This window comes from Microcoleus sp. K1-B1, assembly GCF_036704705.1.
GTDB lineage: Bacteria > Cyanobacteriota > Cyanobacteriia > Cyanobacteriales > Microcoleaceae > Microcoleus.
The window spans coordinates 1-23,136 of the sequence record NZ_JAUBSH010000030.1; the positions used below are offsets into that span (position 1 = coordinate 1).

The following is a 23,136-nucleotide window of genomic DNA, read 5'->3' on the forward strand; positions in this document are numbered from 1 at the left end:
TATAATATAGGGATAAGCTAAAATAAAAGGGGAACTGTATCATACTTTTCCCCTTTTACAAAATTGGGATGCTCCCAGAGCTTCTTCTGCTACAGCGGCTTTTTGAGTTAGAGTTTCAGTTGGATAATCTTGCGCTAGTTGCTCTAACAGTTTCTTAATTTCTGCTGCTGCCTCAGCTAAATTTTGCCTTTGTTCAGGTGAATTATTGTGAATAGTTCCACCTATTTGCTGAGCATTAACGTTTGTGCTGAATCCAACACCTATTGACGCTTGACTTTGATCGATTTTGGGTTCTGACATACTATCTGCTTAGTAATTACTAACTATTGTTCCCTATTATTTATTGTACCACCTATTTCCCGAACACTAATAGCCCCTGCTGCATAGCCCAGACCAATTGAGGAGCCACTTTGGTCAAGAATATTGATAGATTTATCTTCGATGTTAACTACATAAGTTCTTTCGTCATTACTATCTAAAACTTTATATAATGTTGAAACCACTTCATCCAAAAAATTTTCATCGCTGGCGACATTTTTTTCATTTATGAGAAAAATGTTTGCTTTCTCTCCCGAAGTAAAAGATACTTCAAGCACATACTCTCTTATGATGATCTCATAAGTTTTGGGTCCAAGTTCATTAAAGATTAGAGCCAGTATAATCAGTATAATTATTCCTATACCCCATGCTATTTCGATCTCTCTAATAACAAGAAATAATCCCACCAGACACATGAAAACTATAAACTCAAATGGCACTAATTTTTTATTTTTTATTCCTTTTTTTCGATTAGCTTCAGTAACTCTAAAGCCGGTAATGTTACGAATCAAATACACAGCGTTTCCTAATCTCACTGTTCTTTTGCTGAAGTATAGCTTAGTTCCTATGAGTTGAATAGGTGTGCCTGGAGGCTGAGTCGAAACCATAATTTAAATATTTCAATTTGCTTACTGACTAATATAGATTTTGGAAATAATTAAATAACATTTTTGTGTGTGCTTGAAGATAATTATATCACTACCTTCAAGACTTTAAAGAATTCCCTTTATATTTAGGTTGATTTTGAATGCGATCGCACTTGTTGAATAATTTGGATAAGTCTAAAACTAGATGTTGGTCATTTTGTCAACCCCTGATTGAATTTTTAGCGAGCGACTAAAATCCTCAAACAACCAAAAGCAGTCTCAACCTTAGCCGAAGCGAGACAACAGCAGCCCAAAACTCGCCGCCAGTTTCCCAGTACGATCGACACTTATGATAGATTTGGTTATTGCCAGACTACACTGGAAGACAAAATCAAATTAAAAATTTCGCCATAAATTCGACCGACCCGCCGATCGGGCGGGACTCTCAACTTCGTGGAACAGGCGTCCCGCCTGTGGTTGGTAAAGTAAATCTAAAATCTAAAACCTAAAATCGCGTGACTTCTGACAAATGATTGAAGTAGAACACTTAAGCAAAACTTACGGTTCGACCGCAGCGATCGCGGACGTGTCTTTTTCGGTCGAATCAGGAGAAATTCTCGGTTTTTTGGGGCCAAACGGCGCGGGCAAAACCACAACGATGCGGATTTTGTCGGGATATTTGCCGGCATCCAGCGGTACGGCCCGCATCGCCGGCATGGATGTTCACGAAAACTCGATGGCAGTCAGACAGCGCATCGGTTATCTGCCGGAAAACCCGCCACTGTATCCAGAAATGACTGTGGAAGGGTTTCTGTTTTTTGTGGCTAGGATTAAGCAAGTACCTGCGGGCGATCGCGCGCGACGAGTTACCTCCGCGATCGAACGCTGCGGCCTGGTTGATAAACGCAAAGTTTTAATCCGCAAGCTTTCTAAAGGATTTCGGCAGCGCGTCGGTATCGCCCAGGCGATCGTCCACGACCCGCCGGTGATTATCTTAGACGAACCAACCGTCGGCCTCGACCCCCGACAAATCATCGAAGTCCGCAATTTAATCAAAAGTCTTGGGGGCCAGCACACAATCATCCTTTCCACGCACATTTTGCCGGAAGTCAGCATGACTTGTAACCGCGTTACCATCATCAATCGCGGTAAAATCGTCGCTGCGGGTACTCCCGAAAATTTGATGGGAGAGTTGGCTGTGGGAGAGGGTTACGAACTCGAAGTTGAAGGCGAGGCGGATTTGGTAAACAGTCTGCTGTTGCCTTCTTTGGAAAATTTGCCGGGAGTTCGATCGATCGAATTGATTCCAAGCCAGCAATTTTTAGTGAATCGCTGCCGCTTGCGGGCCTTGTGCGAACCGGAAAGAGAACCGGGACGAGAAATTGCTACAGCTATCGTCGCCTCTGGATTTGGACTGTGCGAAATGCGTCGCTCTCGCGCTACTCTCGAAGATGTGTTTTTAAGGCTGACAGCGGCTGAAAAGAAACCGGAAGAAAATCTGGTTCACAGCGAACCGGAGGTCGATCAAAATCTTCAAGAAGCGGCAGAAATTCAAAACTCGATCGCGGATTCTGCTCAATCGGAATCGCAACCGATGATCGCGGATGCTCATCAATCGGAATCGCAACCGATTGTGGAAAATCTGCCAGTTTCAGATAGAGAAGAGTCTACCTATGATTCTCCTTCACCATCCGAACCAATTGCAGAAACCGTAGAGCCGATAGAACTTTCTCCACCAGAATTAGAATCAGTTGCAGAAACCGTAGAGCCGATAGAACATCCTCAACCAGAATTAGAACCAGTTGCAGAAACCGTAGAGCCGATAGAACATCCTCAACCAGAATTAGAATCAGTTGCAGAAACCGCAGAGTTGATTGAACATCCTCAACCAGAATCAGAACCAGTTGCAGAAACCGTAGATTTGAGTGAAGCGAAGCATCTCAATTTGGGTGTCACAGGAACCCGAGGATCTTACTCGCTAAAGATCTCTAAACAAGCAAGCAGGATGCTCACTTTTGTAAAAAATGTTTTTTATAAAAGTGAGAGACTCCCGATTGAACCTTCTCCACCAGCACCAGTTGTCGAAAATCTAGAAGTTTCAGAAACCGTAGAGTCGATCGAGCATCCTCAACCAGAATCCGAACCTGTTGTCGAAAGGCAAGAGTCGATCGAGCATCGTGAACCAGAACCAATTGTCCAAAATGTAGAAGTTTCAGAAACCGTAGAGTCGCTAGAACATTCTCAACCAGCATCCGAACCTGTTGTCGAAAGGCAAGAGTTGAGCGAGTATCATGAACCAGAACCGATTGTCGAAAATGTAGAAGTTTCAGAAACCGTAGAGTCGATCAAGCATCCTCAACCAGAATCCGAACCTGTTGTCGAAAGGCAAGAGTTGAGCGAGTATCATGAACCAGAACCGATTGTCGAAAATGTAGAAGTTTCAGAAACCGTAGAGTCGATCGAGCATCCTCAACCACAACCGATTATCGAAAATCTGCTGGTTGTCGAAACGCAAGAGTCGATCGACTATTCTCAACCAGAATCCGAACCTGTTGTCGAAAGGCAAGAGTCGATAGACTATTCTCAACCAAAATCCGAACAAATTACAGAAACACCAGAGGAAATAAGCGATTTAGAACCAGGAATGCAACCAGTCGCAGAGTTTCTGGAAACTGTAGAAAGACAAGAGTCGATCGAGCAACCTCAACCAGAACCGATTGTCGAAAATCTGCTCATTGTCGAAACAGTAGAGTCGAGCCAACCTTCTCCACCAGAACCGGTTGGTGAAAATCTGCTCATTGTCGAAACAGTAGAGTCGATCGAGCATCCTCAACCAGAACCGATTGTCGAAAATCTACTCATTGTAGAAACAGTAGAGCCGATCGAGCATTCTCAGCCAGAACCGGTTGTCGAAAATCTGCTCATTGTCGAAACAGTAGAGTCGATAGAACTTTCTCCACCAGAATCCCAACCGATTTTAGATGTGCCCAAGTCGATCGAACGTTCTCAACCAGAACCGGTTGTCGAAAATCTGCTTGTTGTCGAAACGGTAGAGTCGATCGAACATTCTCAGCCAGAACCGGTTGTTGAAAATCTGCTTGTTGTAGAAACAGTAGAGTTGAGCCAACCTTCTCAACCCGAACCCGAACCGATTTTAGATGCGCCAAAGTCGATCGAGCATTCTCCACCAGAACCGGTTGTCGAAAATCTACTTATTGTAGAAACACCAAAGTCGAGCCAACCTTCTCAACCCGAACCGATTGTCGAAAATCTCGAAGTTTCAGAAACACCAAAGTCGAGCCAACCTTCTCAACCCGAACCGATTGTCGAAAATCTAGAAGTTTCAGAAACACCAAAGTCGAGCCAACCTTCTCAACCCGAACCGGTTGTCGAAAATCTCGAAGTTTCAGAAACACCAAAGTCGAGCCAACCTTCTCAACCAGAACCGATTGTCGAAAATCTCGAAGTTTCAGAAACACCAAAGTCGAGCCAGCCTTCTCAACCAGAACCGGTTGTCGAAAATCTCGAAGTTTCAGAAACACCAAAGTCGATCGAGCTTTCTCAAACAGAACCGGTTGTCGAAAATCTCGAAGTTTCAGAAACACCAAAGTCGAGCCAACCTTCTCAACCCGAACCGGTTGTCGAAAATCTCGAAGTTTCAGAAACACCAAAGTCGATCGAGCTTTCTCAAACAGAATCCGAACCAGTTGTAAAAAAACGGCCACTTAAAAAAAAGCCACAACCGACTAGCGATTCTCGACCAGAACAGCCACCTATTACCAGAAAGGGACAAATAGAAAGAAAGCAACAGGATAGCGACAACAGCGAAAAACCACCGACAGGCGACTCAGAATGAACCAATTACCAATGGCTAATTACCCATTCCCAATTCCTAAATGTTAGTAATGATTAGTAATATTGTCGCAATTTACCGCAAAGAACTACAAAGCTATTTTGCATCGCCATTAGCCTATGCCATCGCAGCAGTCTTTTGGCTAATCACCGGCTACTTTTTAATAGCCATCCTCCTAGCCCCCGACGGGTTAATTCCCCAAATCGGCCAGCGAGACCAAATGGGAATTACCGAACCTCCCATCGACGTTGCTTACGAGTTCCTGCAACTCTTCCTGCGAATCATGGGTTCCCTTTCCTTGTTCGTACTACCCGCACTCTCAATGGGACTTTACGCAGAAGAACGCAAACGTGGCACCTTAGAACTATTAGCCACATCGCCCTTAACAAACTGGGCAGTTGCTACCGGCAAACTCCTCGGTGTTTTAACATTTTATACCACAATGTTGCTGCCCCTGCTGTTCTGCGAGGCGATCGCCCTCAGTTCCTCAACCCCACCCGTACCCCCCGGAGTTCTTCTGCTAGGACACGGCGGCTTAATCTTACTAGCAGCAGGAGTATTGTCCCTCGGAATGTTTATTTCCTCCCTCACCGACAGCACAATTTTATCCGCCATCCTCACCTTCGCTCTAGTATTATTTCTCTGGGTGATCGATGCAGTCGCCGTCAGTATCGGTGGCCCCTTCGGAACAGCATTAGGACATTTGTCGCTCCTAACAAATTACACCAATCTTGTCAAGGGAGTTTTCGATACCAGCAGTTTAATTATGTTTGCCAGTTACATCATTTTAGGAGTATTTCTGACCGCCCAATCCATCGATGCCTTGCGATATCAGCGTTCTTAAAAAAATCCGGGAAGGCTTCGGGGAATAAAGAGGAAAGATTGGGAAAGTAGGAGATTTGGAGAATTGCACATTAAAGGACACACCACCAATGCCCAATGCCCAATGCCCAATGCCCCATTCCCCATTCCCCATCCCCAATTAATGTTAGTTATTCCACTAATTTCTTGAAATAATGAGATTTATCAATCCCAAAATCGACTTTGCGTTCAAAAAAATATTCGGTTCCAGCGACAGCAAAGACATCCTGATTAATTTTTTAAACGCCATCCTTTATGAAGCACAGCCGGTCATAGAAGACTTAGAAATAATCGACTCCCAACCAGAACCTCAAACTCTCGCAACCCAAGACACACACCTAGATGTCAAAGCCACAATTAACGGCGGCAGAATCGCCCTAGTTGAAATTCAACTGCTCAACGTGCCTTCCTTTGGGAACAGAGTTTTGTACAACGCTGCCAAAAGCTACAGCCAGCAATTAACAGGAAAAGAACGCTACGAAAGACTAAAAACAGTAATTTCCTTGAAAATTGCCGACTTTGAAATGTTTGAAAATCAGCCGGAATTTATGTCGCGGTTTGTTTTTCAAGAAAAAGAGCAACAGTTTGAGTGTCCAGATACTGAAATAGAATTAGTATTTATCGAACTGCCAAAATTTAGTAAGGAATTAGCCGAATTAGAAACAACCGCAGAGCAATGGATTTACTTTCTAGAAAATACCAGCACTCTGGAGACAGTACCAGAAACACTCAGTGCAGTTCCCGAAATTCAGAAAGCTTTTAAAATTGCCAGCGAGGAAAACTTCACTCAGGAAGAATTAAATGAATTGCACAAGCAAGAACTGTGGATTCAAGACCAGCAGATTGCCATAGATGTAGCAAGAGAACAGGTGACAAAAACCGCTCAACTCTCGTTAATATTGCGTCAGCTAGTGAAGCGCTTAGGCACAATACAACCGGAAACAGAAAACAGCATCCGTCAATTAGGTATACAGGAATTAGAAGAACTAGGAGATGCCGTGCTGGATTTCAACAAGCCATCAGATTTAACAGCATGGTTGCAGGCTAATGCGATATAGAATAACATCCTCGACCCGGAAATTTTTCCCTCAATATTTACGTTATGAAAATTAGCAAAACAAATTGGAAATACGTTTTTTTGCTGGGCCCCCTCCTCATCGCAGCGGGGGTAACAGCAGCACTTGTATCTGGAGTATGGGACCCCCTGACAGTCGGTTTAGTTATTGCCGGAGCAGTGACGATCGCCCTTTGGCTGCTATATTTGAGTTACGAACAAAGCTTTTGGGGGCAGCGTTCCACTCAAGCCAGCACCAACGCCCTGATTGCTACCCTCGCCGTCTTTGTGATTCTCGGAGTAATTAACTTCATAGCCGTTCGCTATCCCGTCCGCATCGACTTAACCGAAAGCCAACAATTTACCCTTGCCCCGCAGACTCAACAAATACTGCGAAACCTGCAACAAACAGTCAAAGTTTGGGTATTTGACCCCATCCAAAATCCCCAAATTAAAGAATTGCTGCAAAGCTACAAACGCGAGGGAGGCGAAAAATTCCAATTCGAGTTTGTTGACCCGCAAGCCCAACCTGGAAAAGCGCGGGAATTTAGTATTACTAGCATCGGAGAAGTTTACCTGCAATCCGGCGACAGAAAACAGGTACTGCAAAAAGGTGGCACTGCTTTTGGTAGCGACCCAAATCAAGGTCTTTCAGAGATAAAACTTACCAATGGCTTAGAAGAAATCCTGAACACTCGCGTTGCTAGAGTTTACTTTTTGCAAGGCAAAGGAGCCCGCCCGCTACAGGAAGGTCAAGGCGGAATTCAGCAAGCTGAAAAAGCTTTGAAAGATAAATACTACAACGTCCAAACGCTGAATTTGACCGAACGCAAAGAAGTGCCAGAAGATGCAGATGCTTTAATCGTTCCCGGCCAGGACAAACCGTTTTCCGATACAGAAATTAAAGCACTAAGAGCTTATCTCGATCGCGGCGGCAGTTTATTGTTAATGGTAGACCCGGCAATTGATACGGGATTGGGCAAATTGCTGGAAGAATGGGGCGTAAAACTAGACGCCCGTTTGGCCATCGATGCTTCGGGCACTGGTCAAAGATTTGGGCTGGGCCCCACGGTTCCCACAGTCAGGCGCTACGGCGAACATCCGATTACTCAAAGTTTTGGCAACGGTATTTCATTTTATCCATTTGCGCGTGCTTTGGAAAACTCGCCAGTAGAAGGGATAGAGGCAAAACCGCTGATTTGGACGAGTCAGGAAAGTTGGGCGGAAAGCGATTTAACGACTAAGAAATTGGAGTTTGATCAGAAGACCGATCGACAAGGCCCGCTATTATTAGGTGTAGCTTTAGTTCGATCGTCCACTGACAGCACTCCCTCAAAGCCCTCACCTTCACCAACACCAACTTCGCCCTCGCCTTCACCCCAAGCATCACCGACAACATCACCATCCCCGACAACTTCCCCATCGCCGATAGATTCCCCATCGCCGATAGATTCACCATCGCCGACAACTTCGCCATCGCCGATAGATTCACCATCACCGACAGACTCACCATCACCGACAGACTCACCATCGCCTTCACCCCAAGTATCGCCGACAGATTCGCCATCTCCGACAACTTCACCATCACCGACAACTTCCCCATCTCCGACAGATTCGCCATCTCCGACAGATTCACCATCTCCGACAACTTCCCCATCGCCGACAACTTCACCAACAGCTTCCCCAATCAGCTATTCGGTGATTGTCTCGCAAGAAGCAACGCCTCCAGCATTACCGACGACTTCGCCAACACCGACAGCATCTCCCACAGCATCTCCCACAGCATCTCCCAGTCCAACCGCAACTCCTTCTGTGCCTTCAGCTTCTAGAAAAACATCGCGAATGGTAGTAATTGGCACATCTCAATTTGTGACTAACGGTTGGTTTGACCAACAACTCAATAGCGACGTGTTTCTCAATTCAGTTAGTTGGTTGAGTAAACCAGACCAGCAAAGCTTTTCTATCAGTCCGAAAAAAGCTACTAACCGCCGCATTAATATGACGGCCCTCCAAGTAGGATTGCTGGTATTAGCTTGGCTAATGTGGCCTTTACTCGGACTGGGAATTGGCGGCGCTATCTGGTGGAAGAGAAGATAAGTTAGTTGACTGTTAACTGTTAACTGTTGACTGTTGACTGTTGACTGTTGACTGTTGTCAGTTGACCGTTGACCGTTGTCAGTTGACCGTTGTCAGTTGACCGTTGACTGTTGTTATTAATAACAGATTCCCCAATGCCCAATTCCCAATTCCCAATGCCCAATTCTCAGTTATTATGAAATTGCAGAAAAATACATTAGTATTGATAGCCGTCGCGCTGAGCATGACGGGGTTGGTTGCTTTGTTCGAGATGCAAGTATCTCCGAAACAGGAAGCAGCTAAGGAAGAAAAACAGAAAATTTTTGCTTTTAACTCCGATCGCATACAATTCTTTACAGTCAAAACTCCCGAAAAAATCTTGACTTTTGAGCGAGTTTATGCTACAAAAGGAGGCAAGTCTAGCTGGGAAATGAAATTGCCAGTGCAAGCACACGCGAGTCAGGCATCGGTGGATTTTTTGCTAGACAGGCTGGCAACAGGAAAGAGCGATCGCACGATTAATACTACTGCTGCTCAACTGCCAGAATTCGGTCTCGACCAACCCCAAGCTACAGTCACAGTAAAACTGGACAACCAGGAAACTCACCGCCTAGTTTTAGGGAAAACAGACTTTAGCGGCCGCTTCTTGTACGCTCAAGCCAATCCGCCGGAAGCGCCCCCTCAAAATTCAGCCCAAAATTTGCCCGTGCTGCTAGTGCCTTTTGACTTTAAAAATGCCGTCCAGCGACCTTTGTCAGAGTGGAAAAAAGCAGAAGCACCCAAAACAGACAAACCGCAAAAACCCTCTCCGACGCCAAGTCCTGAGAATCAATAAATGGCCAGTCACTCCTCGATGTTGCACCATTCTCAATAAGGCTTTTATGAACAGGCTTTTCGGCCTGTTCCACAAAGAGTAAATTTTTTTGTGGAACAGGCATCTTGCCTGTTGCTGACGCCTGTTGCTGACAAGGGTGCACTCTGGGATAGAATTTAAAGAACAAATCCCAAAACCTGTTACATCCAACATTCCTCACCTAAAATACAGAAAAGTCTAAACTTAAACTGTATTTAAGTGGCGTGCATTACCCCCAGGAAAGGGCGAATATGTTTCAGACAGCACTCAACCAAGGTACGACAGCAACGGATACAGCGCTTGACGTTGAACTCCGCAAGGTATTTAAGGTATTTAACGGCGAAACCGCAGTCCGCGGAGTTGACCTCAACATCCGCCAAGGAGAATTTTTTAGCATCCTCGGGCCGAGTGGCTGCGGCAAGACTACGACGCTGCGCTTAATCGCTGGGTTCGAGACTCCCTCGGCGGGCGAATTGATGATTCGGGGCCAGTCGATGACCAACACTCCAGCTTACCGCCGTCCGGTAAATACTGTGTTTCAAAGCTATGCTTTGTTCGGACACATGAATGTCTGGGACAATATCGCTTTTGGATTGCGGATCAAAAAGCTGGGGAAAGCAGAAATTGAAGAACGGGTACGGGAAGTTTTGCAATTGGTGAAAATGGAATCTTTCGCCAACAGGTTTCCCGGTCAAATGTCGGGCGGTCAGCAGCAGCGGGTGGCTTTGGCGAGAGCTCTGGTAAATCGACCGGCGGTTCTGCTGCTGGACGAACCTCTGGGTGCTCTGGATTTGAAGTTGCGGAAGCAGATGCAGTTGGAACTGTCGAATTTGCATCAAGAATTGGGTTTGACTTTTGTGATGGTGACTCACGACCAAGAAGAGGCGATGAGTCTGTCTGACCGGATTGCGGTGATGCACGAGGGGAGGATTGAGCAAATTGGCTCTCCTGAAGAAATTTATGAGTGTCCGCAGACGGCTTTTGTGGCGGATTTTATTGGCGATACGAATTTGTTTGCGGGTACGGTAGAATCGATCGACCGATCGACTATCACAGTTCGCACATCAGCCAATCTGAAAATAATCGTTCAGCAGTCGGATATGTGGAATGGTGTCACAGGCGACTCTGTTGTGGTCAGCGTTCGGCCGGAAAAAGTATATTTGAATCTCTACCAGCCGGAAGTTTCGGTCAACTGTTTTGAAGGGCGGCTCAAAAATACTATGTACATGGGGACGCACGTTCATTACGTCGTTGAGTTGGCTTCGGGCGATAAAATTACTGTACGCCAGCCAAATACTGGCGGTTCTTTCCCAGATCCGCACACGCCGATTTACGCTTATTGGGGAACTACTGATTGTCTGGCTTTGACCGATCGGAATTAGTTGGCATTTGGTAGTTGGTATTAGTCATTAGTCATTAGTCATTGGTTATTTGTGGGTGGTTGGTTCTCCTAACAAATAACGTAGGACTATTCCCAATTAACAATTCCCAATTACCAATTCCCCAATCTTCAATCTCCAAATCTAAAATCTAAAATCTAAAATCTAAAATCTAAAATCGAACTGTGCCTCCGACTAACTTACCAATTTCCAGGATTTTTCCGGCTAATTCTACACGCCGTCAGTTCCTAAAAAATTCGGCGGCGACAATTTCCGGGTTAGCTGTTTCGAGTTGCGGCTGGCGACTTGCAGACGTACAATCAGCTCCTCCCGTCAAAGGTGCTGCCGACCAACTTTTCATCTATACTTGGGCCGGCTATACAGATAACGCTTTGCTCGATCGCTTTGCCGAAAAAACTGGCATTCGCGTAGTGGCCGACGTGTTTAGCTCCAACGAAGAGATGCTGGCGAGAGTTCAAGCCGGTGGCGCCCGCGCCTACAGCATCATTTACCCATCTGACTACATGGTGGTTCAAATGACGGAACTGGGGCTGTTGAGCCCATTAGACCACTCGATTTTGGGCGGGATAGATCGGCTCAAAAAACAGTTTCAAAACCCTGTTTATGACCCAGGAAACCGCTACAGCGTGCCTTTGAGTTGGGGAACCACAGGCTTAATTTACAACAGCGAACAACTCAAAGAAGCTCCTGAAGATTGGGACTATTTGTGGCAGCACAAACAGGAGTTAGCAAAGCGAATGACGCTGGCGAGTGATGTTCGAGAAGTCATGGGCGCTGCGTTGCGGATGCTGGGCTATTCTCTGAATTCTACGAACCAAGAGCAAGTGAAACAAGCTTACGAAAAGTTGGTGGAACTCAAACCTGCGATCGCATCTTTTACGACTGATGCTTGGCGGCCTCAAATGCTGACGGGGGATTTGAAAGTAGCTATGTGTTATTCTTCTGATGCTAATGAAGTAATTTCAGATAACGATAAATTGAAGTATGTCGTGCCCAAAAGCGGTTCTTCTCTGTGGACTGACACTTTAGTAATTCCTCAAGGTGCTCCCAATCCCGAAGCAGCTTATAAATGGATTAACTTTTTGCTGCAAGCCGATGTCGCTGCTTCTTTAGTAGAACGGCTCAGTTTTTCAACTCCTTCGGAAGATGCTTTTAGTTTGTTGACGCCGGAAGTCCGCGAAAACGAGATTCTTTTCCCTTCGGAAGATATTTTGAAAAAGTGCGAAGGTGTGGCTCCGGTAGGGAAATTTATGGAAGTGTACGATCGCTATTGGACTCAATTAACCAGCGGCTAATCATCAAACCTAGGGCGGGTTTTACACGCAATCTCTGATTCTCACCCAATATTTACATAAACCCGCCCCCGTACAGCAGATCGCCCAATCTATCCGTATTATATCCGCGTTAATCCGCGTTCATCAGCGGTTAAAAACTCAAAAAAATTGCTCTATGGCTGTTTCAACTAGAACTCCCCCTCCTATTCCTCCCAATTCTTCTTTGAAGCCTGAGACTGTTTCCCCGTGGTCTGCTTGGGCTGGGCCACTGGCATTATTGGGCCCTTCTGGCTTGTTGCTGCTTTTATTATTAGTCATACCAACCCTGGTGATTTTTCAGCTTAGTTTGGTGCCGAATATTAAGCCGGGAGATTTGGTGAATCCTTCGGGAATCGGCAATTACCTGCGAGTGTTTGAGCCGCTGAATTTGCAGGTGATGGGTCGATCGCTCTTTTTCGCAACGGGGACTACTATTCTGTGTTTGCTGCTGGGATTTCCCGTCGCTTACTGGATAGCCCTCAATGTCTCAAAAAAGTGGCGGAATTTAACTTTGTTAGGCTTTGTGTTGCCGCTGTGGACTTCTTCGCTGTTGCGATCGTATGCTTGGATTACAATTCTGCGTCCTACGGGGGTTCTCAACTCGCTGCTGGCACTTGTAGGCATTCCTCCTCTGGAATTGCTTAATCAAAGTTCCGCAGTTTTAATCGGCATGGCTTACAGTTATTTGCCTTATATCGTGACAATTCTCTACGCATCTTTGGAAAAGTTAGACCGCAGGTTGCTAGAAGCATCTCAGGATTTGGGTGCGAATCCAGTGGAAACTTTCTGGAAAGTGACAGTACCTCAGACGATGCCGGGAATTGCTGCGGGTTCTTTGCTAGTATTTATTAGCTGTTTGGGCGATTTTGTCGATCCAGAGTTGCTCGGTGGAGCTTCGAGCATGACGGCGGCTCGTTTGATTTACAATCAATTTTTGGGGGCGACTCAAAATTGGGGGCTGGGTTCGGCTCTGAGTATGGTATTAATCTTTGCAGTGAGTATCGGAATTGCCCTTTTGCTCAAATATGGCGATCGTAATGCAATTTAAGTTAGTTGACTGTTGACTGTTGACTGTTCCATAACCAATTACTAATTACCAATTACCCATTACCCATTACCGAGAAATGGAAAAGACCGCCGACAATCCACAGGAGGAAATACAAGCCGATATGTACTTAAAACCTAAATTTAAGATTTCTTGGCAGGTAATATTTGCCGTTTTGATGTTTTTTTATATGTACCTGCCCATCCTGGTACTCACATTTTACAGCTTTAACAAATCGCGTTTTAGCGCCGGCTGGGAAGGATTTACTTTAGATTGGTACGTTAAATTATTTAGCGATACGCGGATTTTAGTTGCCCTGAGAAACAGTTTAACAGTGGCTGTGTGTGCAGTGGCAATCTCGGCTGTTCTCGGCACTTTGATGGCAGTTGGTTTAGCCCGCTACCGCTTTCCTGGCAAGAGTTTATATCAGGGAGTTTCCTACTTGCCGATTATTATTCCAGATATTGCTACCGCAGTTGCTACTCTGGTATTTTTAGCAGCGCTGGCTATTCCTCTAAGTTTGTGGACAATTGTCGCCGCTCACATTGTGTTTTGTCTGGCTTACATCGCCCTAGCTGTTTCTACTAGATTGGCCGATTTAAACCCGTATTTAGAAGAGGCTGCCTTGGATTTGGGTGCAACGCCTGTTGAAGCTTTTATTAAGGTTTTGCTCCCTCAATTAATACCCGGAATTGTTTCGGGTTGTCTACTGTCTTTTGTCCTCAGCATGGACGATTTTTTGATTGCGAGTTTTACCGCAGGTAGCGGGACTACAACTCTGCCAATGGAAATTTTTAGCCGGATTCGGACTGGGGTAAAACCGGATATTAATGCTCTCAGCGTGCTGTTGATAGTAGGTTCGGGAGGATTGGCATTTTTAGCCGAATATTTGCGCGGCCGGGGCGAGCAAAAACGGACTCATTAGGATGTGGGCAGTGGGCAGTTGACAGTTGGCAGTTGGCAGTTGACAGTTGGCAGTTGACAGTTGGTTATTTGTGAGTTGTTACCAATGCCCCATGCCCCATGCCCCATGCCCCATGCCCCATGCTGCTACTTTGCTGCTGGTAATTTCACCTTAGTAGCCAAACCTACTGCTTCCAAAACTTGAATTGTCATCCAAGTGAAGTCAATTTCCCACCATTCCATCCCGTGACGCGCAGAGTATTGATAAGCATGGTGGTTGTTGTGCCAGCCTTCACCGTAAGTCAGGACAGCCACCCACCAACAGTTAGTAGAACTATCGTTTGTTTCGTAGGTGCGGTAGCCAAATTTGTGAGTGGCGCTGTTAACAAACCACGTGCAGTGATACACCAAAACTAAGCGTACAAAAATTACCCACACTACAAACGGCCAGCCTGCTGCTAAGTAAAGCAAGACGCCAAAGACGATTTGCATCGGGAGAAAGTAGTTTTGCAAAAATTGGTAAAATGGATCGCTCGAAATGTCTTTTGTGCAGCGGGAAATTTCAGCGTGAGCTGGACCTTTATATAGCATCCAGCCAATGTGACTCCACCAAAAACCCTTTTGGGCATTGTGAGGGTCGATCGCATTTTGGTCAGAGTGGGTGTGGTGCAATCGGTGCAGCCCAACCCAATCAATTATTCCTCCTTGACAGGCAAGGGCTCCGCAAAATGCTAGAAAGTATTCTACGAATTTTGGTGTCTGAAAACTGCGGTGGGTGAGCATACGATGCCATCCGAGAGTTATTCCCAAACCGCCGGTTATCCAGTGCATGAATACTGTTAAACCAACTGCTGTCCAATTGAAGTTACTGGGTAGCAGTGCGAACAAAGCGCCGATATGAAGTCCTGCTAAACTAATAACGTGCTTCCAATTGTATTGGAGTTTTTCTTGCGTTGCAATTGTCATTCTCTTTTTGATTTCTGATGAGATGCCGATCTAGATTCACGCATAATAGTTGGGATTGAGCAGTGAACTTTTTTTTCTGCACTCTTGCCCAAACTAATAAAGAATCAATGATAGATTTGAGATTAGGATTGAAAAAGATTTACGGTTGTATTCTGAAAATAAAAAATTTGGCTGCCAAACAAAATTTTTTGTTCCCAATTATATTATAACTGATTCTGGTTTTGGTTGGGTCGATCGCACCAGGAGATTCGATCTGTGTTCAACCCAACCTATACCGATCGCAAAAAACAGGATTAGGCATTGGTCACCAGCCATTAGTCCAGAACTGATGACCTACAACCAATGACTAATTGCCGATCGCTATTTTTCTGCTAATTTCACTTTGGTTGCCAAACCCAGCGATTGCAGCAGTTGAATTGTCATCCAGGTGAAGTCGATTTCCCACCATTGAAGACCGTGGCGCGCCGAGTATTGAAAGGCGTGGTGGTTGTTGTGCCAGCCTTCGCCGTAGGTGAGCAGGGCAACCCACCAGCAGTTGGTCGAGCGATCGCCCGACTCGTAGGTGCGGTAGCCAAATTTGTGGGTAGCGCTGTTAACCAGCCAAGTGCAGTGGAACACCACCACGATCCGCATAAACACGCCCCAAACCACGAAAGACCAGCCGCCTAATAAATAAAGCAACACACCGAAGACAACTTGGATGGGGATAAAATATGCTTGGAGAAACTTGTATACTGGGTCGTCGCCGATGTCTTTAGTAAAGCGGGGGATTTCAACTCTGATCGGAAGATCCGAGAGCATCCAGCCCATGTGGCTCCACCAGAAGCCTTGATTGGAATCGTGGGGATCTGTTTCGGTGTCGGAATGTATGTGGTGTAACCGGTGCATTCCTACCCAGTCGATCGGGCCACCTTCACAGGAAAGGGTACCGCAAATAACTAGAAAATACTCTAGCCATTTCGGTGTTTGAAAACTGCGGTGGGTGACGAGGCGGTGATATCCGAGAGTAATTCCTAAACCACCTGTTACCCAATGCAGGAAGACTGCTAGCCCGACCGCAGACCAGCTAAAATTACCCGGCAGCAAAGCAAATAAAGCACCGATGTGCAGAAAGGCCATAAAGCCTACGACAGGCCAATCAGGAGAAGTTTTTTTGGAAGTTGCAATCGTCATGAATATATTATGTTTACAAACTAGGGGCCGCATCTACGCCATAATGAACAGCGCGCACGCAAAGGGTGAGCGAGGTATAGATGAATAGCGTTTCACGGCTACAGGAAGCAGAACAGGCACTCTTTCAGATTTTTTCTGGTATTGACACTACAGTCAAGCAAAATCTTCAACGAGTCTTAAAAGCTTTTCGCAGCCACCGGGTTGGAGTCCACCATTTTGCAGGGGTTACGGGTTACGGCCACGATGATTTGGGTCGGGAGACTTTGGACGGGGTGTTTGCCGAAGTGGTAGGGGCCCAGGCTGCGGCTGTCCGGGTACAGTTTGTTTCGGGTACTCACGCGATCGCCTGTGCTCTTTTTGGCATCCTGCGTCCTGGTGACGAAATGTTGGCAGTGGCTGGTTCTCCCTACGATACTTTAGAAGAAGTGATCGGCTTGCGCGGGCAAGGTCAAGGTTCACTGCTTGAGTTTGGCATTAGTTACCGTGAGTTGCCTCTAACTCGCGAAGGAAGTTTGGATTGGCAGGCATTGAGCTCTACTATTTCAGCAAAGACTCGCCTGGTTTTTATCCAGCGCTCTTGCGGCTATTCTTGGCGGTCGAGTTTGTCTATTTCTGAGATCGAAAAAATCGTCGCCATAGTCAAACATCAGAATCCTAACACAATTTGCTTTGTTGATAATTGTTACGGAGAGTTTGTTGATGATTGCGAACCTACTGCTGTGGGTGCGGATCTGATGGCTGGTTCTTTAATCAAAAATCCGGGGGGTACGATCGTCCCTGCGGGCGGTTACGTCGCCGGCAGGGCGGATTTAGTGGAGGCGGCAACTTGTCGCTTGACGGCGCCGGGAATCGGCAGCAGCGGCGGCGCAACTTTTGATTTGAATCGGTTGCTGTTTCAGGGTTTGTTTATGGCTCCCGGTTGTGTGGGGGAGGCAATGAAGGGAAATCATTTGACGGCTTATATTTTTTATAAGTTGGGTTATCGAGTGAATCCTATGCCTTTGGCTAGAAGACGAGATGTGATTCAGGCGATCGAATTCGGTTCTGCTGATAAGTTAATTGCTTTTTGTCGCGCCGTTCAGCAAAATTCTCCCGTGGGTTCCTATTTAGATCCGGTGCCGGCTCCGATGCACGGGTATGAAAGTCAGTTAGTGATGGCTGGGGGTACTTTTATTGATGGGAGTACGTCGGAGTTTTCGGCTGACGGGCCTCTGCGGGAGCCTTACGTGGCTTTTTGTCAGGGGGGGACTCATTGGACTCATGTATCGATCGCCCTGGAGGATGCGATCGAGGCTGTTGGCCCCGCTAATTAGGGCGCGGGCGCACTTCCGTTGATGATGGTGCGCCCTATTGAGGTCGATCGGCGAGATTTGTCACTAATCGACCGTCTTCCATGTAGATAATTCGATCGGCAATATCGAGAATGCGGTTATCGTGCGTTACTAGCAAAATCGTGCAGCCTTGTTCTTTTGCTAGTTTTTGCATAATTTCTACGACATCTCGCCCGGATTTTTTGTCCAAAGCGGCGGTTGGTTCGTCCGCTAAAACTATTTTAGGGTGGCTAACTAACGCGCGGGCGATCGCAACTCTTTGTTTTTGCCCTCCCGACAAATTTTCGGGGTAATAATTAGCCCGCTCTCCCAAACCCACTGCTTCTAACATAGCTATGGACAAAGCATCCATATTCTGATTTAGCATTTCTGTGTGCAGTTCCAAAGACATTCGCACGTTTTGCTTGGCTGTCAAGAATGTCATCAAGTTATGTGCTTGAAAAATATAGCCAATTTGCTTTCTGAGTTTAGTTAACTGAGTTTTGCTAGCTCCGTGTATTTCTTGCCCAAGAATTTTGAGACTGCCTTCTTGAGCCGAACGCAGCCCGCCTAACATTGTCAATAAAGTTGTTTTGCCGGAACCAGAGGGCCCCGTCATAATGACTATTTCTCCGGGGTTTATATCGAGATTTATGTCAAATAAGGCTTGTTTTTTGAGAGAGCCTTGACCGAAGTAATGGTTGAGGTTTTGGACTGAAATTACTGGTTCGGTTGCGGTAGTTGAGTTAGCGGGAAAATTTAGGGTTTGCATAATGATTTTTGGGAGTTTTTTTGACCGCAGATGCAGGCAGATTGACCCTGATGAAGGCAGATTAGAAGATGTCTGCGGGGTCGGCTGATTGGAGTTTGCGGAGGGCGAGGGCGCCGGAACCTGTACACATCACGATCGTCAAACTTAACACTACAACCGCTCGATTTGTGGTCATCGCAATTGGCAGTAAAGTGGCAGATTGTGCTAGCGAATACAGTCCGTTGGCTAAAACAATTCCCGGCATAAAACCTAATACAGCTAATAGCAGAGCTTCCTGAATTAAGACTCCGACTAAATAGCGATCGCTATATCCCATTGCTTTTAAAGTCGCATATTCCGCTAAGTGATCGGAAACGTCCGAGTAAAGAATTTGGTAAACAATAATCAGACCAACAACGAATCCGATAATTGTACCGAATCCGAAAATAAAGCCGATCGGAGTAGCATTGGCCCAATAAGCTTTTTCAATTTCTGCAAATTCCGCTAGGGTTAAAACTTTGACATCATCGGGCAATATAGCTTTGAGCATTGACTGAGTTTTTTTGATATCGGCATCGGGTTGTAGGTTGATTAAGCCGACATCAACTTGATCGGGTGTGCGATCGGGAAATAAGTTCATGAATGTAGAATCGCTGGCAATGACATTGCCGTCAGCCACGAAGGAAGTACCGAGAGTAAAGACTCCTCCTACTTGAATATTGCGTTTATTGAGTTCAGTTTCGAGGGTAGATTGTTTGTGAAAAATATTGGCAATCTCGCCGTATTCAGGTCGAGAAGATTGGTCAAACAACACATGATTAAACATTTGAATTTGAGGCAATTTTTCATTGACATCAGGCAAATTAAATGTTATGTTGCCGGGGTCGATTCCAAAAATTAAAATCGATCGAGTAGTGCGGGTTGTGGGATTTCGCCACTCTCCCATACCAATATATAAGGAAGTAACGGATTTTACTCCTTCTACTCCTTGTGCTTGGTAAAGTCGCTCTCGGTTAAAGTCTTTTACCGCAGCAAAAGTTTCAAATTGAGGATTGATTAAAACTAAATCTGTCTGTAAACTTTGGTGCGGCTTAACAGCAGAATCGAATAGTGCATCTTGAAATCCCAGTTGCACAAAAATCAGAATATCTGCAAAGGCAATTCCTGCAATAGCAACAGCGAGGCGGGTTTTTTCTCTAGTTACTTGCAACCATGCCAGGGGTGTTTTGCGAAACATAAATTGTGGGAATTGGGAATTGGGAATTGGGAATTTATTGTTGGTTATTTAAAGCCGTTTCTTCAAGTTTGCGTTGTCGCATTAGGAGAAATAAAGGCAAACCCAGGGAAACACCAACCAGTAAAGTGGCAATATAAATCCACAAGTTTTTCATTCTCAGACGCGAACCTTCGCTAAATACAAAAAACAAAAAAACCACGGCAGAGACGATTACATCCATACCAAAAAAGCCGGATATTTGATTGGCAAACAATTGTCCGAAGAAAGCGTTAATATTCAACCCTTTTTCTAAGAGAAACGGGAGAAACTGGGAATACGGTAAAGCAGTACCCAGAATACAGAGAACTAAGTATGCAATTTGAAGCATTGGTAAACCTCCAGTTTGTTAATTTTAAATCGCTATATTTGCGAGTTTACTCAGCATTACTGAGCGCTTTAATATCAGATTGCATAATTAAGTTAATGTTGCGAGAAATCTTGTCAATTTCCCAATCCCACCACCGAATTTCTAATAGTTGTGCAACTTCCGCATCGCTGAAACGCTGTCTGATTGAATGTGCGGGGTTTCCACCGACAACGGTGTAAGCGGGAACATCTTTTACTACAACTGTTTTGGCGGCCACGATTGCACCGTCGCCGATTTTGACTCCCGGCATAATCACCGATTCATAGCCGATCCAAACGTCATTGCCGATCGCAGTATCGCCTTTACTTGGCAGTTCCATTAATAGATTCATGGCTGTTTCCCAACCATTCCCAAAGACGGGAAAAGGATAAGTAGAAATGCCGTCTAATTTGTGATTTGCACCGTTCATAATGAATTTGACGTTAGTGGCAATCGCACAAAATTTACCAATAATTAATTTGTCACTGCCGTAATTGTAAAGTACATTTTTTTCAAAGTTTTCTGGCTCGATTGGATCGTCATAATATGAGTAATCGCCGACGATAATATTGGGGGATTTTATGAAGTTTTTGATAAAGCAAACCCTGCGCTGGTCTGCCATCGGATAAGGTCGGTTCGGATCGGGGCCAAATTCTACCATAACTTTCAATCCTCCAAGGTTTTTAGTAAAGACTTTAGTTTTGTTTAATTGCTACTTGTACCTGCAAATTGGTCAATCCCGCAACTTGTTTGCTAGCTTCAGGATTCAGGTAAATTTTTACTTCTACTACTCGGCTATCCAAGTTTTCTCCTGGTTGGTTACTAAACACATTTTGTTTACTTACTTTTAACGCAATCTCTTTGACAGTTCCCTGCAACTCTCCTGAGAATGCTTGGCTAATAACCGCTGCTTTTTGTCCCAGCTTAATTTTGCTGATGTCGGTTTGATAAATTTCCGCAACGACTACCATTTGGTCAGTTTTTCCTAAGTCTGTAATGCCGTCATCGCTGATTTTTTCACCAGCACGAGTATGAATTTTCAGGATTTTTCCAGGATTTGGCGCGCGGATGGAAGCTTGATTTAACTCGGTTTGGGCGCGCTTCACTTGGGCGATCGCACTTTCGATCTCAGCTTCGGCTGCTTGCACGTCCACGGGGCGCACTTCGGCTATTTTGTCAAGAGTTGATTTCGCTTCTTCTAGTTGTTCGATGCCAGTTTCTTGAATGCGTTTGAGTGTTGCTTGAGCTTCGTTAAGCTGCTGGATTGATGTACTGTTAATGCGATCGAGATTTGCTTCTGCTTCGTTAATTTGCTGTTTGGCGGTATTGTTAATGCGATCGAGGTTTGCTTGCGCTTCTTCAAGTTGCTGCTTTGCCGTATTATTAATTCGGCTGAGATTAGCTTGTGCTTCTTTAATTTGCTGGCGACTTGTTTCTAATGCCAGCCGCTTAGTATCTCTTACGGATTTAGAAACTGCACCTTCACCCGCGAGTTGCTGATGTCGGAAATCTTCAGTTTTAGCATTATTAAACTCGGCTTGCAATTTGTCTATCGCTGCTATTTGTGCAGTTTTTTCTCCTTGCCATTGTGCCGCTATTCGGCTAATTGTTGCCTGTTGTGCTTTCCTCTCCCCTTGCCACTGGGCCGTGATTCGGCTGATAGTTGCCTGCTGTGCGGTTCTGTCGCCTTGCCATTGCGCTTGCAGGCGATCAACTGTTGCTTGTTGTGCAGCTTTGTTGCCTTGCAGATCCGCTTCTAGCTTGGCAATTGTGGCAGATTGTGCGGCAAGTTCTCCCGACTTTGCACCAGCTTTTACTTGTGCTAAACGGGATCGAGCAACTTTGACTTTCTCTTGAGTTTCATCTAAAACAGATTGCAGCCGATCGCGCGCATCCAAAATCGCGATTAGTTGTCCTGCTTTGACTCGATCGCCCTCTTTGACTAAAAGCTGGGAAATGCGATCGCCATCTAAACTCTGCGATACTCCCAAGCGAACCACTTCTCCTTGCGGTTCCAATCTTCCCAATGCCGTTATTTTCCTCACTGGCGGTATTTCTGCTGGCAAAGGTTCCGTATTTTGAGCCAACGGTACAAACTGAGAAATCCCGTAAAAAGCTGTGCCGATGGTAATTATGCTGCCAGCAATTGCCATTCCGATTCCTAATCGATTTTTAGGTTTAATAAAAGATGGAAAGTTCATACTTGTCCTCTATTTGCAGCTAGGTTTTTTCTAAATAAGCGAGCAACATCTCTTTTAGTACAATCGATTGTTCTGCAATAGATATTCTTTCACCTTGATAAAACCTTCTTACCAGCAAACCGTCAGCATAACAAATGATAAATTTAGAGATCGCTGGGTCGGAGATACCTAAGTAGCAATTTAGTGCCTCTTCGTAACGCTTTCCCGATTGCTGAAGCGCTTGATTGTTATTAATTTCTTGGCGAGTTTTTTGTTGACAAAAATCAAATATCATTAACAAGCTTTTCAGAATGTAATCCTCATTTTGGCTGAGGTATTCCATCAGTTTGTCAACTTTTTTTGCTAGGGTTGGCGGATTTCCCAATTCAGCAAGTGCTTCTTCTTTTGTATCTTCATAGCTCAAGTATTCGATTAACTGCTCGAACAAACTTTCTTTACTCGGGAAGTAGTGGTAAAGGGTTCCTGTAGAAACTCCGATTCCCGATCCAATTTCGCGCATAGTTACTGAGGAGTAACCTTTTTCGGCAAATATCTCAAAGCATTTGTTGAGTAGTTCTTTGCGGTATTGATCGCGGTCAACTATTTTTGGCATGGGTGAATAGATTTTAGATTTTAGATTATCTAAAGTCTAAAATTTATTGGTCTGATAATTCTATATCGAACGTGCGATATAGTATCCCTCGCTACAAAATTGATTTTTTGCGTTAGCGGGCGGAATTGAGATATATCGAACAATCGTTATATTTAATAGAACACAGAGTCGTAGAGTTTGTCAAGGGTGAGAGAGAATTTTTTGGTCGATCGCCCTGCAAGAAATGAGACACAATGGTAAAAGCCAACATCCATCCGT

General features: G+C 45.2%; 20 protein-coding genes. 10 read left to right on the plus strand and 10 right to left on the minus strand.

All coding sequences use genetic code 11. The features are described from left to right. Nucleotides 1-39: 39 nt before the first annotated feature. On the minus strand, nucleotides 40-300 hold the full coding sequence (locus tag QUA83_RS13375) for a hypothetical protein (RefSeq protein ID WP_333293617.1): 261 nt from the start codon (nucleotides 298-300) through the stop codon (nucleotides 40-42). 23 nt (nucleotides 301-323) lie between these two features. Then, entirely contained in the window at nucleotides 324-926 is a 603-nt protein-coding gene (locus QUA83_RS13380; protein WP_333293618.1) for a hypothetical protein, read from the minus strand. 508 nt (nucleotides 927-1,434) lie between these two features. On the opposite strand from QUA83_RS13380, the gene QUA83_RS30560 reads away from it, so the two are divergent. The 9 genes from QUA83_RS30560 to QUA83_RS13425 all read left to right on the plus strand — a co-directional run bounded on the left by QUA83_RS30560 (nucleotide 1,435) and on the right by QUA83_RS13425 (nucleotide 14,285). Beyond that, nucleotides 1,435-4,761, plus strand: coding sequence for an ATP-binding cassette domain-containing protein (locus QUA83_RS30560; protein ID WP_445301774.1), 3,327 nt, complete (start codon nucleotides 1,435-1,437; stop codon nucleotides 4,759-4,761). A 40-nt stretch (nucleotides 4,762-4,801) separates the two neighbouring features. Then, nucleotides 4,802-5,602, plus strand: coding sequence for an ABC transporter permease (locus tag QUA83_RS13390; protein ID WP_333293619.1), 801 nt, complete (start codon nucleotides 4,802-4,804; stop codon nucleotides 5,600-5,602). A gap of 172 nt (nucleotides 5,603-5,774) precedes the next feature. Then, a complete protein-coding gene (locus QUA83_RS13395) occupies nucleotides 5,775-6,677 on the plus strand; it encodes an Rpn family recombination-promoting nuclease/putative transposase (protein WP_333293620.1) in 903 nt (300 codons plus the stop codon). Nucleotides 6,678-6,721: 44 nt separating this feature from the next. Then, a complete protein-coding gene (locus QUA83_RS13400; protein ID WP_333293621.1) occupies nucleotides 6,722-8,770 on the plus strand; it encodes a Gldg family protein in 2,049 nt (682 codons plus the stop codon). 175 nt (nucleotides 8,771-8,945) lie between these two features. Then, on the plus strand, nucleotides 8,946-9,584 hold the full coding sequence (locus QUA83_RS13405; protein ID WP_333293622.1) for a DUF4340 domain-containing protein: 639 nt from the start codon (nucleotides 8,946-8,948) through the stop codon (nucleotides 9,582-9,584). Nucleotides 9,585-9,853: 269 nt separating this feature from the next. Further along, nucleotides 9,854-10,984, plus strand: a complete 1,131-nt coding sequence (locus QUA83_RS13410; RefSeq protein ID WP_333161790.1) for an ABC transporter ATP-binding protein — start codon at nucleotides 9,854-9,856, stop codon at nucleotides 10,982-10,984. A 182-nt stretch (nucleotides 10,985-11,166) separates the two neighbouring features. After that, nucleotides 11,167-12,297 (plus strand): spermidine/putrescine ABC transporter substrate-binding protein, encoded by a 1,131-nt coding sequence (locus QUA83_RS13415; protein ID WP_333293623.1) that lies wholly within the window; start codon nucleotides 11,167-11,169, stop codon nucleotides 12,295-12,297. Between the two features lie 154 nt (nucleotides 12,298-12,451). Next, entirely contained in the window at nucleotides 12,452-13,363 is a 912-nt protein-coding gene (locus QUA83_RS13420; RefSeq protein WP_333164447.1) for an ABC transporter permease, read from the plus strand. Nucleotides 13,364-13,439: 76 nt separating this feature from the next. Next, complete coding sequence (locus QUA83_RS13425) at nucleotides 13,440-14,285, plus strand: ABC transporter permease (RefSeq protein WP_333293624.1); 846 nt, start codon at nucleotides 13,440-13,442, stop codon at nucleotides 14,283-14,285. Between the two features lie 125 nt (nucleotides 14,286-14,410). Here the strand turns inward: QUA83_RS13425 and QUA83_RS13430 are convergent, their stop codons facing one another. Further along, entirely contained in the window at nucleotides 14,411-15,229 is an 819-nt protein-coding gene (locus tag QUA83_RS13430; RefSeq protein ID WP_333293625.1) for a fatty acid desaturase, read from the minus strand. Nucleotides 15,230-15,589: 360 nt separating this feature from the next. Further along, complete coding sequence (locus QUA83_RS13435) at nucleotides 15,590-16,402, minus strand: acyl-CoA desaturase (RefSeq protein WP_333079314.1); 813 nt, start codon at nucleotides 16,400-16,402, stop codon at nucleotides 15,590-15,592. An 80-nt stretch (nucleotides 16,403-16,482) separates the two neighbouring features. On the opposite strand from QUA83_RS13435, the gene QUA83_RS13440 reads away from it, so the two are divergent. Beyond that, nucleotides 16,483-17,715 carry a methionine gamma-lyase family protein gene (locus QUA83_RS13440; protein ID WP_333293626.1) on the plus strand — a complete coding sequence of 411 codons (1,233 nt, stop codon included), beginning with the start codon at nucleotides 16,483-16,485 and terminating at the stop codon, nucleotides 17,713-17,715. Nucleotides 17,716-17,749: 34 nt separating this feature from the next. Here the strand turns inward: QUA83_RS13440 and QUA83_RS13445 are convergent, their stop codons facing one another. The 6 genes from QUA83_RS13445 to QUA83_RS13470 all read right to left on the minus strand — a co-directional run bounded on the left by QUA83_RS13445 (nucleotide 17,750) and on the right by QUA83_RS13470 (nucleotide 22,878). Beyond that, nucleotides 17,750-18,484, minus strand: a complete 735-nt coding sequence (locus QUA83_RS13445) for a DevA family ABC transporter ATP-binding protein (protein ID WP_333233985.1) — start codon at nucleotides 18,482-18,484, stop codon at nucleotides 17,750-17,752. Between the two features lie 61 nt (nucleotides 18,485-18,545). Further along, the gene (gene devC / locus QUA83_RS13450) at nucleotides 18,546-19,700 is read right to left on the minus strand and encodes an ABC transporter permease DevC (RefSeq protein ID WP_333293627.1); all 1,155 of its coding nucleotides are present in this window, start codon (nucleotides 19,698-19,700) and stop codon (nucleotides 18,546-18,548) included. A 34-nt stretch (nucleotides 19,701-19,734) separates the two neighbouring features. Then, nucleotides 19,735-20,067 carry a DUF2834 domain-containing protein gene (locus tag QUA83_RS13455; RefSeq protein ID WP_333293628.1) on the minus strand — a complete coding sequence of 111 codons (333 nt, stop codon included), beginning with the start codon at nucleotides 20,065-20,067 and terminating at the stop codon, nucleotides 19,735-19,737. A 46-nt stretch (nucleotides 20,068-20,113) separates the two neighbouring features. After that, the gene (locus tag QUA83_RS13460; RefSeq protein WP_333293629.1) at nucleotides 20,114-20,746 is read right to left on the minus strand and encodes a Vat family streptogramin A O-acetyltransferase; all 633 of its coding nucleotides are present in this window, start codon (nucleotides 20,744-20,746) and stop codon (nucleotides 20,114-20,116) included. Between the two features lie 34 nt (nucleotides 20,747-20,780). Beyond that, a complete protein-coding gene (locus tag QUA83_RS13465) occupies nucleotides 20,781-22,286 on the minus strand; it encodes an HlyD family efflux transporter periplasmic adaptor subunit (RefSeq protein ID WP_333293630.1) in 1,506 nt (501 codons plus the stop codon). Nucleotides 22,287-22,305: 19 nt separating this feature from the next. Beyond that, on the minus strand, nucleotides 22,306-22,878 hold the full coding sequence (locus tag QUA83_RS13470) for a TetR/AcrR family transcriptional regulator (protein WP_333293631.1): 573 nt from the start codon (nucleotides 22,876-22,878) through the stop codon (nucleotides 22,306-22,308). Between the last annotated feature and the right edge of the window lie 258 nt (nucleotides 22,879-23,136).